The organism is Streptomyces sp. NPDC096079 (assembly GCF_040303145.1).
Lineage (GTDB): Bacteria > Actinomycetota > Actinomycetes > Streptomycetales > Streptomycetaceae > Streptomyces.
Genome location: NZ_JBEOST010000012.1, coordinates 15,525 through 29,173 on the forward strand (window position 1 = coordinate 15,525; position 13,649 = coordinate 29,173).

Consider the following 13,649-nt stretch of genomic DNA (forward strand, 5'->3'; position numbering starts at 1 on the left):
GGCCTTACTACGCTGACCGCATGTCTCTTCTCTCTGAACTGACCGGGTACATAGAGCGGGGTTTGGACCAGGACCTGGCGCGGTGGTTCCCGGATGCGCCACCGGTCTCGATGCCCACCCCTCCCCGCCCGGTCGATCCGTTCCTCGCCCGGCTCCCGCGCGACGCCGCGACGGCGCTGGCCGCCTTCGACCGCAAGGTCCGCTCCGGGACGATGAGGCAGTGCCTCGACGTCTACGAGTGGACGTACGGATTCGACTTCGCGACCAACGACTGCACGGTCCTCGACAGCGACTACGCCACGGAACTCGGCGACGACGACGTCTGGTCCCTCGGAGCCGACGGTGGGGGCAACCTGTACGTGATGCGGACCGACGGGCGGGTCGCGGTGTGGTTCCACGAAGAGCAAGTCCTCGAAGACGGAACGGACTTCGACAACCTTGACGTGTTCGTGTGGTCGGCGGTGAGGTATCGGGCGGTCCGCGCGGGCGTCCTCGACCTCGCCGCCGTGGAGGCCGACTTCCGCTCTCTCGCCCAGCCGGGGGTCCTGGCTCCCGAGATCGGACTTCTCGCCTCGATGTCCTGAGAGAACCTCCGGACGCTGCTCGCCGTGGAGGCGGACGGCGGTGTGGTGGACACCGCAGCCGCCAACACGCTCAACGTGCTGGGGGTGCCGGCTGCCGACCTCGTCGGCGCGCACGTCACCCGGGTTCTGACCGTGGAGGACTGGGCGGAGGCCTGCCGGAGCGTCGGGGAGGACGGCGAGGCCTGTGCGCTGCAGGTGGAGGCGGGGCTCCAGGACGGGCGACGTGCCTTCGATCTGTCCGTACACCGGTCCGGATCACCGATCGTGCTGGAGTTCGAGCCGCGGGAGGCGGGGCAGGAGTTCCGCTTCTCCGGCTTCTACCAGGGGATCCGGCGCGCCCTGGCCCGCCTGCGGTCGACAGTCGACGTCGTGGACAGTTGCACGAGCCGGTCCCATGCGCCCCACGACCAGAGCGTCCGAATGCCGCGCCCCGGTATCCGTCGACGTACCCCCACAGCACCTGGACACCCACCACACCTGGCAGGAAGCGGTTCCCCCCCCCCCCCGGATCTCGCCGCCATGCGCAAGCGTTGCCGGACCACTCGTCCGTCCGCCTCTGTCGTCATGGAGGGGTGGCCGACCAGCCCATCGAAACGCGACCGCTCACCGTGCAGTCGTGCTGGGCTGTCCGTCCCCCACCGCCTTCGCCCGGTCTCGTACCTCCTTCGGGGTGAGGTACTGGTCCGTGTATTCGAAGTCGCGCAGCGTCCCCTGTTTGTACGTCTGGAAGCCGGTACGGACGAAATCGTCGCCGGCCACGGCGTTCAGGAGCCAGTTCGTCATCACCCGGGTCTTCGCGGCGCCGGTGGGCAGAGCCGCCCAGTGGTAGCCGCGGGCGACGGCTTGGGCCGGCATCCCGCGCAGGTCGATGCCGAGCGGGCGCGAGACGCCGTCGCGGCCGCCGAGGTCCACGACCAGACCGAGGTCCTTGTGGACGTATCGACGCAAGGGTGTCCCCCGCAGCGTGGCGACCACGTTGTCGGCCGCGACTCGGCCTTGGCGCGCGGCGTGCTGAGCGGTCGGAGGACACACCGCACCGTCCCTGCTGTCGGAGAGGTCGGGCACGGCTGCCGCGTCACCCAGCGCGAACAGGCCGTCCGCCCCCGGTACCCGCAAGTCAGCGGCGACGACGAGCCGACCGCCCTTGGCCGTCTCGGCGTCCAGCGTGGCGACGAGCGGGCTCGCGGCGACACCGGCCGTCCAGATGAGCGTGCGGCAGGGCAGGACCCGGCCGTCGGTGAGGGTGACGGCCTCGGCGTCCGCCTTGGCCACCGAGCTGCCGAGCGAGACCTCGATGCCGCGGCGGCGCAGCACCTCGAGGGCGGCTTGGCCCAGCCGGTCCCCGAGTTCGGGCATCAGCTTCGGGGCCACGTCCACCAGGTGCCAGCTGATCTCGCGGCGGTCCAGGCGGGGGTACCGGGTGACGGCGTTGGCGGTGAGCCGCTCCAGGGAGGCAGCCGTCTCGGTTCCGGCGTAGCCGCCGCCCACCACGACGAAGCCGAGGCGGGATGCCCGTTCCGGCGAGCCGGGTGGGGCAGCGTCGGCCAGGTCGAGCTGAGCGATCACGTGGTCGCGCAGATGAGCCGCCTCGGCCAGTGTCTTCATCCCGCGTCCGTGTTCCGACAGGCCGGGGATGTCGAACGTGCGCGTCACGCTGCCCGGCGCGAGCACCAGGTGGTCGTACGGCTGATCCACCGTCTCCCCGGTGATCTTCCGGATGACGCAGACCTTGGCCGCGGTGTCGATGCCCACGGCCCCACCGGGCACGATCCGGGTCCGGTGGCGGCTGCTGCGGCGCAACGACACCGCGACGGACTGGGGGGTGAGCACCCCGGAGGCCACCTGCGGCAGCAAGGGCAGGTACAGCTGATAGGAGGACGGGGTGACCAGCAAGATCTCCGCCTCCCCGGGTGACAGCGTCCGCTCCAGCCGGCGTACGCAGGCGACGCCCGCGAAACCCGCGCCGACGACCAGGATCCTCGGTCGCACCATGATGTCCGTCCCTTCTCGCGCGTACGAGTCCCCGTACGCCTTCCCCAGGAGCCGCGCCATGCACAAGGAATGCGGTGGGGACGGCTCCAGCGGGCTTGGACGGGACTGAAGGGGCAGCTTCGTCGTGCCTGGAGTGATCCTGCGCGTCCTCAACGCCACGGACGACGTCGAACACGGGCGAGGCTGCCGCAGCGATCAGGTACAGGGTCCGCGTGTCCACGCGGCGAGCCGGCCCGGAACTCACTCTCCTGCGCCAGAGTTCGGGCCTTCCCGCTCGCCACGATGTATCCGGAGTTGTCTAGGACGGTGTGGCCCCGCTGCGACGGCGTCGTCTGGCCCCAGCTGAGCAACGGATTGGAGTGGCCCCACCTTGGGCGTGAAGACGGCAACGCCCCTCCTGGACAAGCTGTCTGACCACCTTGATACAACCTCGTCATGACGTACCGATTCACCGCTCGCGTCGCCACCACGGAGATCGATCCTGACGGCTACTTCACCGAGGCCGCCCTCGCGGAGGGCGAGGACGGCAGCGGCTTCATCCTGATGTTCATGGCAGGCGAGGAAGAGCCCGACGACCAGGAGGTCGCGCTGGGAATGGACACGCACTGCCTGGTCACCGCTGGCCAGGGGACCGCTTACGGATGTGTGCGCGAAGCCGTCCTGGAGGGCAACGTCCTCCGCATCTCGCTGGACCCCGAGGCACTGGAGAGCCTTCGGTTGGGCGAGGGCGAGATCGAGGCTGTCATCGAGGCGCCGGCCGAGGACGTCACCCGGTTCCGCGAGGTCCTCGCGGAGGTGCTCACCTACGGGCGGCCGGACGCCGTGCCCACGCGGCTGGCAGTCTGACGAGAGGGGTGGGGCCAGCCCAAACCGTTGCTCCCCGACACTGCTTGAGTCGATCACCCGCATAGCCCAAAAGTGGGGCCTCGTCCACCGGGCACTGACCGCGGGCATCCCCGCGCCCCGCATCGCGCGCCTGACCGGCCTCGACCCGCCCGCGCCCCGTTCCTGGCCGCGAGCGCCGCGTCATCGGGAGGCCGGGCGGCTCGCCGGCTCCGGGGTGTCCGTCACGATTTCGGGCTCCAGGCCTTCGACGGGGGTGGTGCGGGAGCGGCCGATGTCGCCGCGCCACGCCTCGAAGGCGAGCGTGGTCGCGGTCACCACGGCCAGTCCCAGCAGCCAGCCCCCGACCACGTCGCTGACCCAGTGCACCCCCAGTGCGACGCGCGTGTAGCCCACGCCGAGTACCGCCACCGCCGCCAGGAGCCAGGGCAGCGGCCGCCAGGGGCGCGGGACCAGGGGGAGCAGGACCAGCAGCAGGACGGCGCAGGACGTGGTGGCCGTCATGGCGTGCCCGGAGGGGAAGGAGAAGCCGGGCGCGTGGGCGACGGGATCCGGCAGGTGCGGTCGGGCTCGCTCGACGGCGTTCTTGACCAGCAGCCCCACCAGCCCGCTGGTCGTCGCGGTGACGGCCGCCCAGGCGGCGAGACGGAACGCTCGCCGCCGCAGGAGCCACACCACGACCCCTGCCACCAGGAGCCGCATCGTCAGCGGCCCCCAGGCGACGTGCGTGAGGAAGTCGAGGAGTCGTACCCAGGTCGGACTGCCGAGTGCGGAGCGGTGCAGCCGCTCCGCCACGTCCTGGTCGAAGCGGTAGAGCGGGGCCCAGCGCGACTCCACCAGCACCAGGGCCAAGGAGAACGGGACGGCCGCCAGGGCGGTGAGCGACGCGCCCACCACCAGCCGGGTCCCGAACCTCGTGTCGGGTCCGCCGTGCCCGCTCGCCAGCCGTCCGAGGCGTCGCCGCCAGGTCCGGGTGGAACGCTCAGTCATGGTCGGTGCGGTTCCTTTCCGTCGGGGAGGTTCTTGAGGGCCGGTGCAGATCAGACCCCCGGGTCCTTCGTGATCGGCGTCGCCACCCCCGCCCGTACGGCCTCCAGCTGGGCGGCGAAGGACAGGCCGAGGAACAGCGCGAGCGAGGTGAGGTACGACCACAACAGCAGGGCCACGAACGCGCTCAGCGGCCCGTACACGGTGGTGAAGGAGCCTGCGGAGCCGACGTACAGGCTCAGCGCCCACGTCGCTCCCAGCCACAGCAGCAGATGGACCGAGGCTCCGAAGGCGAGCCAGGTGTAGCCCGGTTGGGCGCGCCGGGGCGAGCGGCGGAAGACGGCACTGGTGGCGATCACCGCCAGCAGGATGCCGACAGGCCAGCGCAGGACGTCCCACGCGCGGGACGTGGCCGGCTCCAGGTGGTAGACCTCCATCAGGGCCCGGTTCAGGTCGGATCCGAGGACGGTGAGGCAGAAACTCAGCCCGAGAGGCACCCCGGCCAGCACGGACATCACCAGCCCGCGGGTGTACTTGTGGAGGAACGGCCGGTCGCGCTCCACTCCGTATATGCGGTTGGCGCCGCGCTCCACCTGGCACATGCCCGTGGTGACGTTCGCGAGGGAGAACAGCAGGCCGAGCCACAGGGCCACCGCGCCGCCCTCCCCGGCGTGTCGCCGGCTCTCCTGCAGGGCGTCGCCGACCACACCCTGGCTCGGACCGCTGATCCGTCGGATCGTCAGCTCGGCGATCCGCCCGACGTCCTCGGTGTGCAGCACCCCGGACAGGCCGATGACGGCGATGCCCAGGGGAAGAAGCGCCAGGACGGTCTGCAGGGCGAGGGCTCGGGAGTGGCTGAAACCGTCGGCGTAGCGGAAGCGTACGAAGGAATCTCGTACGAGGGCCCAGCCGCCGTAGTGGCGGAGCGCTGCCCAGGCCTCCTCGCCGGACAGGGAGTCCCCCCGCAGACGCAGTTCGGCCTCCACGGTTCTGACCTCACTGCGCTGCGGTACGCGTGTCGCGGTGCCCATGTGCTCCTCCGTCTCCTCTCGCCCCTGCGGGGACGCCCGACCCGGCCGGGGTGCCTGCCCGTGTCCGGACGCCCGGTCCCACTCGGTTGTCCGTTCTCGACGGGGTGTGCACCCGGTCCGGGGTGTGTGTTCCTGCCGAGGGGTCTGTGCGCACGGAGGGCGGCAGGAACACCCACAGCGCCGCGGGCTCGACGTCCGCGATCAGCCGGTTGCCCGGGGGGGGAAGGCATCACCGTCGATCTCGCGCGGCTGGGGCAGGGCGAAGCGGAGGTCGATCCGGCTCGCCGCGAAGTACTCCAGGGCGCCGTGCGCGAGGGATCGCCGGCCCACGGCCGACGCGCGCCGCCGCCGTGCGCCCGGTGCGCGTGAGGCGAGGTACCCGGCTGCCGCGAGCCAGCCGGTCACCCCGCGGGGGTCCAGGAGGACGACGTCCAGTCTGCCGCTGTCGGGCCGGGCCTCCGGCAGCAGCGGCAGCCCGCCCTGGAGGGTTCCGACGTTGCCGATGACGACCATGCGGGCCCGCCGCTCCATCGGCGCGCCCCCGTCCAGCGCGATCGACAGGGACATCCGGGCGTCGCTCAGATGCCGCACCGCCGAGATGGCGTACGCGGCCCAGCCGAGGCGCTGCTTGAGCCGCGCCGAGGTGTCCCGGACCATGGCGGCGTCGAAGCCCGCACCCGCCATGACCGCGAACCGGGTCGGCTCGATCCCGTCGCCCCGTATCCGTCCCACGTCGAGTCCGACGGCCCGTCCGCGGAGGGCTTCCCGCAGGGCCGACACGGGCTCGGTCGGCAGCCGAAGGTTGCGGGCGAGGAGGTTCCCCGTGCCGCAAGGGACGATGGCCAGGGGGATCCCGGTGCCGGCGGCCGCGTCCGCGCAGGCGCGTACGGTGCCGTCCCCGCCGCAGACGACGACCAGATCGGTGTCCCTCCTCCGGAGGCACGAGGTCAGGGCACCGGACGGATCCTCGGCCGTCGTCTCCGTCCACCGCTGCTCCGCGTAGCCGTGTTCGCGCAGCAGGGTCCGTACCCGCGCCGCGGTCCCGTCGTCACATCCGCGCGGGTGGCGCACCACCACGGCACGCCGCGCGTCCTGGGTGGGCGGACCCGGAGGAGGCTGAGCCGGAAGAGGCTGAGCCGGAACGGGCTGAGCCGGAACGGGCGGAGCCGCCTCCTTCCGGGGGTGCGGCAGCAGGGCGGCCGCCGCGAGGGCCAGGGTGCAGGCTCCGTTCAGCAGCCCCACCACCACGTCGGAGGTGTGGTGCATGCCGCGGTACACCCGGGAGTACGCCACGAGCAGCGGGATCACGAGGAGCAGTCCCACCACGAGCCGGCTACGGATGCCGTGCAGCCGCCGGGACGCGAGGACGGCCAGTCCTCCGAAGAGGGCGACGGCGGCCCCGACATGGCCGGAGGGGAAGCTGGACGTCGGCGGCGCCGGGTCCAGGTGGGGAACGTCGGGACGTTCGCGGTCGACGACGAGGGTGACGAGCAGGAAGACGGCGGACTGGGCTGCCACCGCCACGGCGAGGAAGGCCGCCTCTCGCCATCTGGGCACCCGGGGCACCAGGAGCAGGACCGCCGTGGACACCAGGGCGAGGGCGATCACGCACCCCGTGCCGGCCAGGAGGGACGCCCCGTCGGTGAGCGCGGTGGCGAAAGGAGTGCGACGTGCGGCGAGGAAGCGGTTGACCCCGCCCTCCGCCGACACTGGCCAGTGGTGCGAGAGGGGCCCGGTCAGGAGCAGCCCCAGCACGGCGACCACGGCCGCCTGCACGGGCAGCAGCAGGAGCGGGCGGAGTGACCCGGCTCCCGCCTCATGTGTGTTCGTCATTGAGGCCGTGTTACCTGCCGGCCGTAGGTCATGCGTCTGACGGGCCGTTCAGAGCGTGGCCATCGCTAACCGGTCTGTTCCTGGGGAGCCGGGGTGCCCGGTCCGGCGACCGGACGATCCGCGTCCACTTCGTCGGCGTCCTCATGCCGCCTCCCGTCCTGGTCGGCCTCCTCGGCCCGAGGGCGCTCGCGTCTGTCGATCCGGATGTCCGGTGCGTCCGGGCCCGGCACGGGCAGGTCCGGGGTGACGGCGTCAGGCGTGGCCGGGACGGGATCGGGAAGTTCGGGTTCTGCGCCGCTGTGCATGTCACTCTCCTCGTTCGATTCCGTACGGGTCCCGTGCATCGCCTACCCGTGTGCCCGGTCCGCACGCGCCGCCGGGGCCCCGGAGCGCTCGCCAGGACGCAGCAAGCCCCGCCGGCGGCGGGAAGCCGCGGATGAGAGCGGTGCCACCGGGCAGAAAGGCTCCGTGACATCGAACACTCTGCGCACGCACCAGAAGACTCCGGGGCACCGGGTCGCCGACCTGCTGGGACGGGCACGCACGAACCTGCGGACAACTGCCGTACGCCTCTGGGGCGACAACATCGCGGACTACGCGGCGGCACTCACCTACTACGCCGTGCTGGCGCTCGTCCCCGCCCTGCTCGTCTCGGTCTCCCTGGTGGGACTCGCCGGGACCGGCACCCGGGAGCGCCTGATCCGCGACCTCACCTCCTACGTCCCTCCCCAGTCGGCCCAGGTGCTGCGGGAAACCCTGGAAGGCCTCACCTCGGCACCCTCGTCCCTGTGGGCGCTGCTCGTCAGCGGCGTACTGAGCGCACTGTGGTCGGCCTCCAGCTACCTGGCGGTCTTCCGCCGTGCCCTGCACACGATGCACCGGCTGCCCGACACGCGACCTCCACTGCGCGCGGCGCACGTCCTCGTCGTCACCGCCGGCGCGCTGCTGGCCCTGCTCGTCGCGGGCGCCGCGAGCCTCGTCGCGACCGGCCCCGTGGCCCGTCAGCTCGCCGCGGCGGCCGGCCACTCGAGCACGGCCGCCATGGCCGCCCTGCGCTGGCCCGTCCTCCTCGTGATCGTCACGGCACTGATCCTCGTCCTCTACCGGACCGGTCCCGTCCAAGCCCGCGGCGCACGCCGGGGGTTCCCTGGCGGCGCACTGGCGGCCTTCCTCTGGCTCGGCGCTTCGGCGCTCTTCACCCTCTACACGCAGTTCGGTACGTACAGCCGTCTGTACGGTTCGCTGGCGGGGACCGTCGTCTTCCTGGTGTGGCTCTGGTTCGGCAACCTGTCTCTGCTCGCCGGCGCACAGTTCAACGCGGTACGCGCACGGGCCGCGGTACGGACCGGTGAGGCGCCGGCGAACGCCGAGACCGCTTCTTCCTACAGATAGCGGCGTATGGGGAGCACCGCGGTCTCGCGTGCGCGCTGCAGCAGCGAACGCCGCTTCCAGCGCTCCGGGCGGATCAGTTCGCTGACCTGGAGGTCCTCGTCGTAGTGCGCGTCGAGCGTGGCGGTGAACGGGGAGTCCATGACGGCGAGCATGACCTCCTCGTCATGGTCGAGGGAGCGGCGGTTGAAGTTCGTGGAGCCGATCAGCGACACCACGCCGTCCATGGTGATGACCTTCGCGTGCATCATGGTCGGCTGGTACTGGTGGATGCGCACGCCGCTGGCGGTCAACGCCTCGTAGTGGTGCTGTCCCGCCAGTTGGCACACCCTCTTGTCCGTGTGAGGGCCGGGCAGCAGGATCTCCACTTGCACGCCGCGGCGGGCCGTGGCGCAGAGCAGGTCGATGAAGTAGTCATCGGGGGCGAAGTAGGCGGTCGCCAGACGAATCCGGTCCTCGGCCGACTCGAGGATGACACGTATGAGGGTCTGCATGTCCTGCCAGCCGAAGCTGGCCGAGCCTCGGACCACCTGCACGATGGCGCTCCCGCTCGGGCGGTGGCTCACGAAACGGTCGCGCTCGTCGAAGAGCTCGGTGTGGCATTCGGCCCAGTTCTGGGCGAAGGCTGCGGCGATGCCGTCGACGGCGGGGCCTCGGACCTCGACGTGCGTGTCCCGCCACTCGTGGGAGTTGCGCGCGTCACCGCACCATTCCTCGGCGATTCCGACACCTCCGGTGAAGGCGGTCTGCTCGTCGACCACGAGGACCTTGCGGTGGCAGCGGTGGTTCTGCTTGAGCGGCGAGAGGTAGAGGGGCTTGCGGAACCATGCGACCTCGACTCCGGCGGCGCTCATCCGGTCCAGCAGGTCCTGCTCGATCAGGCGGCTGCCGAAACCGTCCAGCAGCAGCCTCACCCGCACACCTGCGCGCGCCCGGTCGGACAGGGCCTCGGCGAAACGCCGCGCGATGTCGCCCCGCCAGTAGACGAAGGTCATCATGTCGACGGTGTGACGTGCACTGCCGATCGCGTCCAGCATCGCTGCGAAGATCTCGTCGCCGTTACGCAGGGCACGGAGGGCGTTGCCTTCGGTGGCTGCGACGCCGATGAGCCGTTCCAGGCGCCGGCGTATGCGGTGGATCCGTTCGTCCACCGGCACGCCGGCGGCGGTCACGGTCGTCTCACCGCTCGGCGGCGGCTGTCTGTCAGGCATACCGGCACTCCTCGGTCGGGCCAACGGCGATCAGGACCCTATCCCGACGGCCTCAAAAGCCCGGCGCCGGATTCCCGGTTCGCCCGGGAGAGGGCCGTGATCTGTCCGTAAGAGATCGGTGCTCAGGCTTGCCGTCCTCGGGGCGGCTTGCCGCCTCCCACGACAGACGCGACCGGGCGTGCACGGCGGCTGCGTGGTCAGTGCCGGCCGCGCCTGATCGGCGCGGCTGATTCACCCGATCACGTCGTCGGCCGCGCCGGGGCGGTCTCGGTGCGGCTGTGCGAGCGGGTTGCGGCGGAACAACTGGTCACGGGTTGCGACGGGTAAGGGACACGTTCAAGGCCGTGGCAAAGGCGCACCAGGCGGCGTAGGGCAGCAGGGTGCGGGCTGCGACCGGGTCTGTCCGTGCGAGCTGACGGATGAGGCCGGCGTTGCTGAGGTCGAGCAGGAGCGTGCCGGCGAGCGCGGCCCGCGGGTTTCGGCGGCGGAAGAAGAGCCAGGTCCATCCGGTGTTGAGTGCGAGGTTCGCCCCGAGACGGACAGCGGTACGAACTCGCTCGCGTCCTCGGGTGCGGCCGAGGGCGTGGCCTGCGGCGAAGGCGATCGAGGCGTAGAGCGGTGTCCAGACCACGCCGAAGGCCCATGCCGGGGGTTGCCACACGAGCTTGCTCAGACCGCGATACCAGTCGCTGCCGGGATCGACGGCCGCTGAACCGGCTGCCGCGGATGCTGCCACGACGACAGCGCTCAGCGAGTACCGCTTCCACGGGTGGGAAAGTACGTCGGGCCCCGTGCCCCCGCTCGTCAGTCGCATGGAAGACCTTTCTCCTGCATCGGTCGTTGCTCGCCGCACCACCCGGACCGCCGGCCAGGTCGCGCAGCCCACATGCCTTGTACTCCGCGAGCCGGGGGACGACTCACGCATCGTCTTCGATGGGGCCGACACGCAGGGTGGAAGTCGATGTCTCGCTCTCGGATCCGAACGTGTCGCCGGACCACTCAGCCCTTCGTGTCCGCCGTGGCGGCCGCGAGGACGCCCAGGACCGCCAGGACAAGAAGGACACAGAGGAGCACGACCACGACGACCGCGGGAGTGGGGTAGCTCCAGAGCAGGAGGGTCAGGACTCCGGCCAGGGCCACCACGACCGTGGTGAAGCGGCGGTGCGTGCGCAGCCATGCACCGACACCGTCGGTGTCCCCTCCTTTGCGGACCAGCGCACCGCCGACGGCACCGACGGCCCGACCGGTGGCCGACCGCACGGCTTCGGCACCGCGGCCGGGGCCGTACAGGTAGCCGGCGAGCGCGACGACCACGGCGATCACCAGCGCGGTCGCGGTGGCCTGCCGCAGGAATCTGACGAGGGTGTCGTAGACGGCCGCCACGGCGTCCCGCGAGGTGACGGAAGGGGGCACCGCATCGAGGCACAGCTGCCGCAGGACGGAGAGCCCGACGAGGAGACCGCACATCATCACACCCGTACCGATCGCCACGCCCATCACCGCTCTTCTCCGCGACGGCGCGGCCCAGACACCGGCTCCGGCGAGGACGACGACCAGGGGCGGCAGCCATGGACCGAGGACGCCGAGCCAGCGAACCGTGTCCCGCACGTCACTCACCTGGTCGTTGCGCAGGAGCACGATCGAGGTGTCCGCGCCGGGAATCCGGTCCGCGTCCACCAGCGTCGTTCCGATGACCCGTTGCTGCATCTCCTCCACCACGACCCCGACGTTCAGGGCGACGGTGTCGCCCTTGATCTCGATCGCACCGCCGCCTTCGCCCGTCAGCACGTTCAGCGTGGCGGTGTGGGCACCGCGGTTGGCCAGGTCCCAGGCCTGGGCGAAGACTTCACTGGTGACCGTCTTGTTCACCACGTAGCGCACAGCCGTGGTGAGCACGCTCTTGAGCTCCTCGTCAGAGGAGCCGGCCGCATCCACGAGGAAGCGGGGTGCGTCGCGGTCCGAGAGGAAGCGGGCGAGGTAGTCGCTCAGCTTGTGCACGTCGACGCGCGCGACCACTTCGTCGGTGACACGGTCGGTGACAGCGTCCTGGACCGCGGGATCACGGGCCAGCGGCGCGACGGTCTGGACATAGCGGTCGACGTCGTTGATCTGGGAACTCGCCCAGGCCGCGGCCACGCTGACAGGGGCCAGGAGGACGGCCAGCGTCAGGAGCAGCGTCGCCACGCACGTACGGAGTCGGCGGTGCCGGACGTCGGAGGACTCACGCGGTGCCTCGTTCGCCGAGTGCCGCGAGGGGTCCGGAGGACTGGCCTGTTCCTGGGGCCGCGGCTGCCGAGGACCGGAGTCGGGGAATGGATCCATCGGCCCTCCTCTTCCTCGCGCCTCAGCCGTGGACCTTGGCCGGGCGACTCCCGCGCCCACCGCGTGGCGGACCCGACGTCGCGACGCCTGTGCTCCACGGCGGGCGCACGCCGACCAGCGGCGCTCTGGACGGGGGCAGAGTCGCCGACGGCTCCGGTCCGCAGGCGCCTCGTCCCGGACGAGCACGCGGTCGTCACGGCCGGCGGACGTGGTTGCCCGTCGCCGATCCGGTGCGCAGTCGCGGCATACGCCCCGCGGGTGCTTCCTCGTGAGGGTTCGGCTGACGGGCACGTCCGCCCGTCGCTCCGCCTCTGCCCGTGTTTCGGCCCTCCAACCGCAGCGACAGCGGCGTGGGACGGTTCGCCCTGCCAGGGCGGGATCGTCGAGCGCCGTGTACCCGGGACGCCTCCCGCGAGGTTGCCCTCACCGCAGGATCCACAAGCCCCGGGCGTTCATGAACTGTCGCGCGACCCTCCCCCCGCCGCCCTCGCCGCCTGTACGTCTCCCGCGTCGTCCGGCGCTGGAACGACGCGGGAGGACACAGCCCCAAGGGCTCGCGTCGAGCGCGACCGGTATCCGCCGGTCAGGGGGCCCAGGGCGCGAGCATCTCCTTCATCGCGTCCGTCATCGCGAACTGCAGCAGGGGGCCGTACGTGATCCGTCCGACGCCGAGGCGGCGGAACCGCTCAACATCGTGCCTGACCGGGTGGGCCGTGGTGTTCACCGGAATGGCCACGGCTCCGATCACGGCGGTGAGCAGGTCGTCGTCGTCCTGGATGCTCACCGGGTAGACGCTGTCGGCGCCGGCCCGCTCCATCGCCTTCAGTCGCTCGATCGCCTCGTCCAGCACGGCGGCGGCGTCGTCGGCGCGCTGGAACAGGTCGGTCCGTCCGTTGACCCAGATGGGGATTCCCGCGTCATCGGCCGCCGCGCGCAGTCCCGCGATGAAGTCGGCGTGCTCCCGCGTGCTGCGCATGCGGCCGCCGTCCGAGTGGACGGTGTCCTCCAGGTTGAGACCCACGCCGCCGGCTTCGGTGAGTCCGGCGACGAGATCCGCGGGCAGCTGCCCGTAGCCGGCTTCCAGGTCCACGGACACGGGGACGTCGACCGAGGCGGTGATGGCGCGGACGGCGGCGAGCACGTCCTCGAAGGTCTGCCCTTCGTGATCGTCGGCCCCGCGGGATTCGGCGAGCGGATGACTGCCCACCGTCAGCGCCGGGAACCCGGCGGCGACTGCCGTACGCGCGGACCAGACGTCCCAGACGGTCGGGAGTACGAGCGGCTTGAACTCGGCGTGCAGCTTCTTGAGGAGCCGGGCGCGCTCCACGGTCGTGCGAAAGTCCATACGAGGACGCTACCCCCGTATCGCCATGAAACGGTGCCGACGGGGCGCCGGCGCGTGCGGAGAGTCCCGGCACTGCTCTCTGCGCAGTCGGTCCGGAATGGCTGGGCCGGCG

General features: G+C 71.4%; 12 protein-coding genes and 2 pseudogenes. 5 read left to right on the forward strand and 9 right to left on the reverse strand.

The genetic code is table 11. From position 1 onward, the window contains the following. The first annotated feature begins 20 nt into the window (after positions 1-20). Positions 21-584 (forward strand): hypothetical protein, encoded by a 564-nt coding sequence (locus ABTY59_RS23485; RefSeq protein WP_352020965.1) that lies wholly within the window; start codon positions 21-23, stop codon positions 582-584. Positions 585-608: 24 nt separating this feature from the next. After that, positions 609-854: pseudogene (locus ABTY59_RS23490) on the forward strand (ATP-binding protein); the annotation flags it as partial. Between the two features lie 333 nt (positions 855-1,187). On the opposite strand, the gene ABTY59_RS23495 reads toward ABTY59_RS23490, so the two are convergent. Then, positions 1,188-2,576 carry an NAD(P)/FAD-dependent oxidoreductase gene (locus ABTY59_RS23495; protein WP_352020966.1) on the reverse strand — a complete coding sequence of 463 codons (1,389 nt, stop codon included), beginning with the start codon at positions 2,574-2,576 and terminating at the stop codon, positions 1,188-1,190. Positions 2,577-3,011: 435 nt separating this feature from the next. Between ABTY59_RS23495 and ABTY59_RS23500 the strand changes: the two genes are divergently transcribed. Continuing rightward, on the forward strand, positions 3,012-3,422 hold the full coding sequence (locus ABTY59_RS23500) for an Imm10 family immunity protein (RefSeq protein WP_352020967.1): 411 nt from the start codon (positions 3,012-3,014) through the stop codon (positions 3,420-3,422). Positions 3,423-3,483: 61 nt separating this feature from the next. Further along, positions 3,484-3,561, forward strand: a pseudogene (locus tag ABTY59_RS37680) (DUF6003 family protein); the annotation flags it as partial. A gap of 41 nt (positions 3,562-3,602) precedes the next feature. Here ABTY59_RS37680 and ABTY59_RS23505 read toward each other — a convergent pair. The 4 genes from ABTY59_RS23505 to ABTY59_RS23520 form a co-directional block, all read right to left on the reverse strand. Then, positions 3,603-4,409: a phosphatase PAP2 family protein gene (locus ABTY59_RS23505; RefSeq protein ID WP_352020968.1), complete on the reverse strand. Its 807-nt coding sequence runs from the start codon at positions 4,407-4,409 to the stop codon at positions 3,603-3,605. Positions 4,410-4,459: 50 nt separating this feature from the next. Further along, a complete protein-coding gene (locus tag ABTY59_RS23510; protein ID WP_352020969.1) occupies positions 4,460-5,437 on the reverse strand; it encodes a YihY/virulence factor BrkB family protein in 978 nt (325 codons plus the stop codon). A gap of 201 nt (positions 5,438-5,638) precedes the next feature. Beyond that, entirely contained in the window at positions 5,639-7,270 is a 1,632-nt protein-coding gene (locus ABTY59_RS23515) for a bifunctional phosphatase PAP2/diacylglycerol kinase family protein (RefSeq protein ID WP_352020970.1), read from the reverse strand. Between the two features lie 65 nt (positions 7,271-7,335). Continuing rightward, positions 7,336-7,575, reverse strand: coding sequence for a hypothetical protein (locus ABTY59_RS23520; protein ID WP_352020971.1), 240 nt, complete (start codon positions 7,573-7,575; stop codon positions 7,336-7,338). A 163-nt stretch (positions 7,576-7,738) separates the two neighbouring features. Here ABTY59_RS23520 and ABTY59_RS23525 point away from each other — a divergent pair, with 163 nt between their 5' ends. Next, positions 7,739-8,662, forward strand: a complete 924-nt coding sequence (locus tag ABTY59_RS23525) for a YihY/virulence factor BrkB family protein (protein WP_352020972.1) — start codon at positions 7,739-7,741, stop codon at positions 8,660-8,662. On the opposite strand, the gene ABTY59_RS23530 is transcribed toward ABTY59_RS23525, so the two are convergent. The 4 genes from ABTY59_RS23530 to ABTY59_RS23545 form a co-directional block, all read right to left on the reverse strand. Next, complete coding sequence (locus tag ABTY59_RS23530) at positions 8,653-9,870, reverse strand: phospholipase D-like domain-containing protein (protein ID WP_352020973.1); 1,218 nt, start codon at positions 9,868-9,870, stop codon at positions 8,653-8,655. The genes ABTY59_RS23525 and ABTY59_RS23530 overlap by 10 nt on opposite strands. 307 nt (positions 9,871-10,177) lie before the next feature. Further along, positions 10,178-10,684, reverse strand: a complete 507-nt coding sequence (locus ABTY59_RS23535) for a TspO/MBR family protein (protein ID WP_352020974.1) — start codon at positions 10,682-10,684, stop codon at positions 10,178-10,180. A 185-nt stretch (positions 10,685-10,869) separates the two neighbouring features. After that, complete coding sequence (locus tag ABTY59_RS23540) at positions 10,870-12,054, reverse strand: hypothetical protein (protein ID WP_352020975.1); 1,185 nt, start codon at positions 12,052-12,054, stop codon at positions 10,870-10,872. Positions 12,055-12,775: 721 nt separating this feature from the next. Next, positions 12,776-13,537 carry an isocitrate lyase/PEP mutase family protein gene (locus ABTY59_RS23545; RefSeq protein ID WP_352020976.1) on the reverse strand — a complete coding sequence of 254 codons (762 nt, stop codon included), beginning with the start codon at positions 13,535-13,537 and terminating at the stop codon, positions 12,776-12,778. Between the last annotated feature and the right edge of the window lie 112 nt (positions 13,538-13,649).

Coding starts and splice junctions, on each gene's coding strand:
- ABTY59_RS23545 (WP_352020976.1), bottom strand. CDS start 13,537: ATGGACTTTCGCACGACCGTGGAGCGCGCCCGGCTCCTCAAGAAGCTG.
- ABTY59_RS23530 (WP_352020973.1), bottom strand. CDS start 9,870: ATGCCTGACAGACAGCCGCCGCCGAGCGGTGAGACGACCGTGACCGCC.
- ABTY59_RS23485 (WP_352020965.1), top strand. CDS start 21: ATGTCTCTTCTCTCTGAACTGACCGGGTACATAGAGCGGGGTTTGGAC.
- ABTY59_RS23510 (WP_352020969.1), bottom strand. CDS start 5,437: ATGGGCACCGCGACACGCGTACCGCAGCGCAGTGAGGTCAGAACCGTG.
- ABTY59_RS23520 (WP_352020971.1), bottom strand. CDS start 7,575: ATGCACAGCGGCGCAGAACCCGAACTTCCCGATCCCGTCCCGGCCACG.
- ABTY59_RS23515 (WP_352020970.1), bottom strand. CDS start 7,270: ATGACGAACACACATGAGGCGGGAGCCGGGTCACTCCGCCCGCTCCTG.
- ABTY59_RS23535 (WP_352020974.1), bottom strand. CDS start 10,684: ATGCGACTGACGAGCGGGGGCACGGGGCCCGACGTACTTTCCCACCCG.
- ABTY59_RS23505 (WP_352020968.1), bottom strand. CDS start 4,409: ATGACTGAGCGTTCCACCCGGACCTGGCGGCGACGCCTCGGACGGCTG.
- ABTY59_RS23495 (WP_352020966.1), bottom strand. CDS start 2,576: ATGGTGCGACCGAGGATCCTGGTCGTCGGCGCGGGTTTCGCGGGCGTC.
- ABTY59_RS23500 (WP_352020967.1), top strand. CDS start 3,012: ATGACGTACCGATTCACCGCTCGCGTCGCCACCACGGAGATCGATCCT.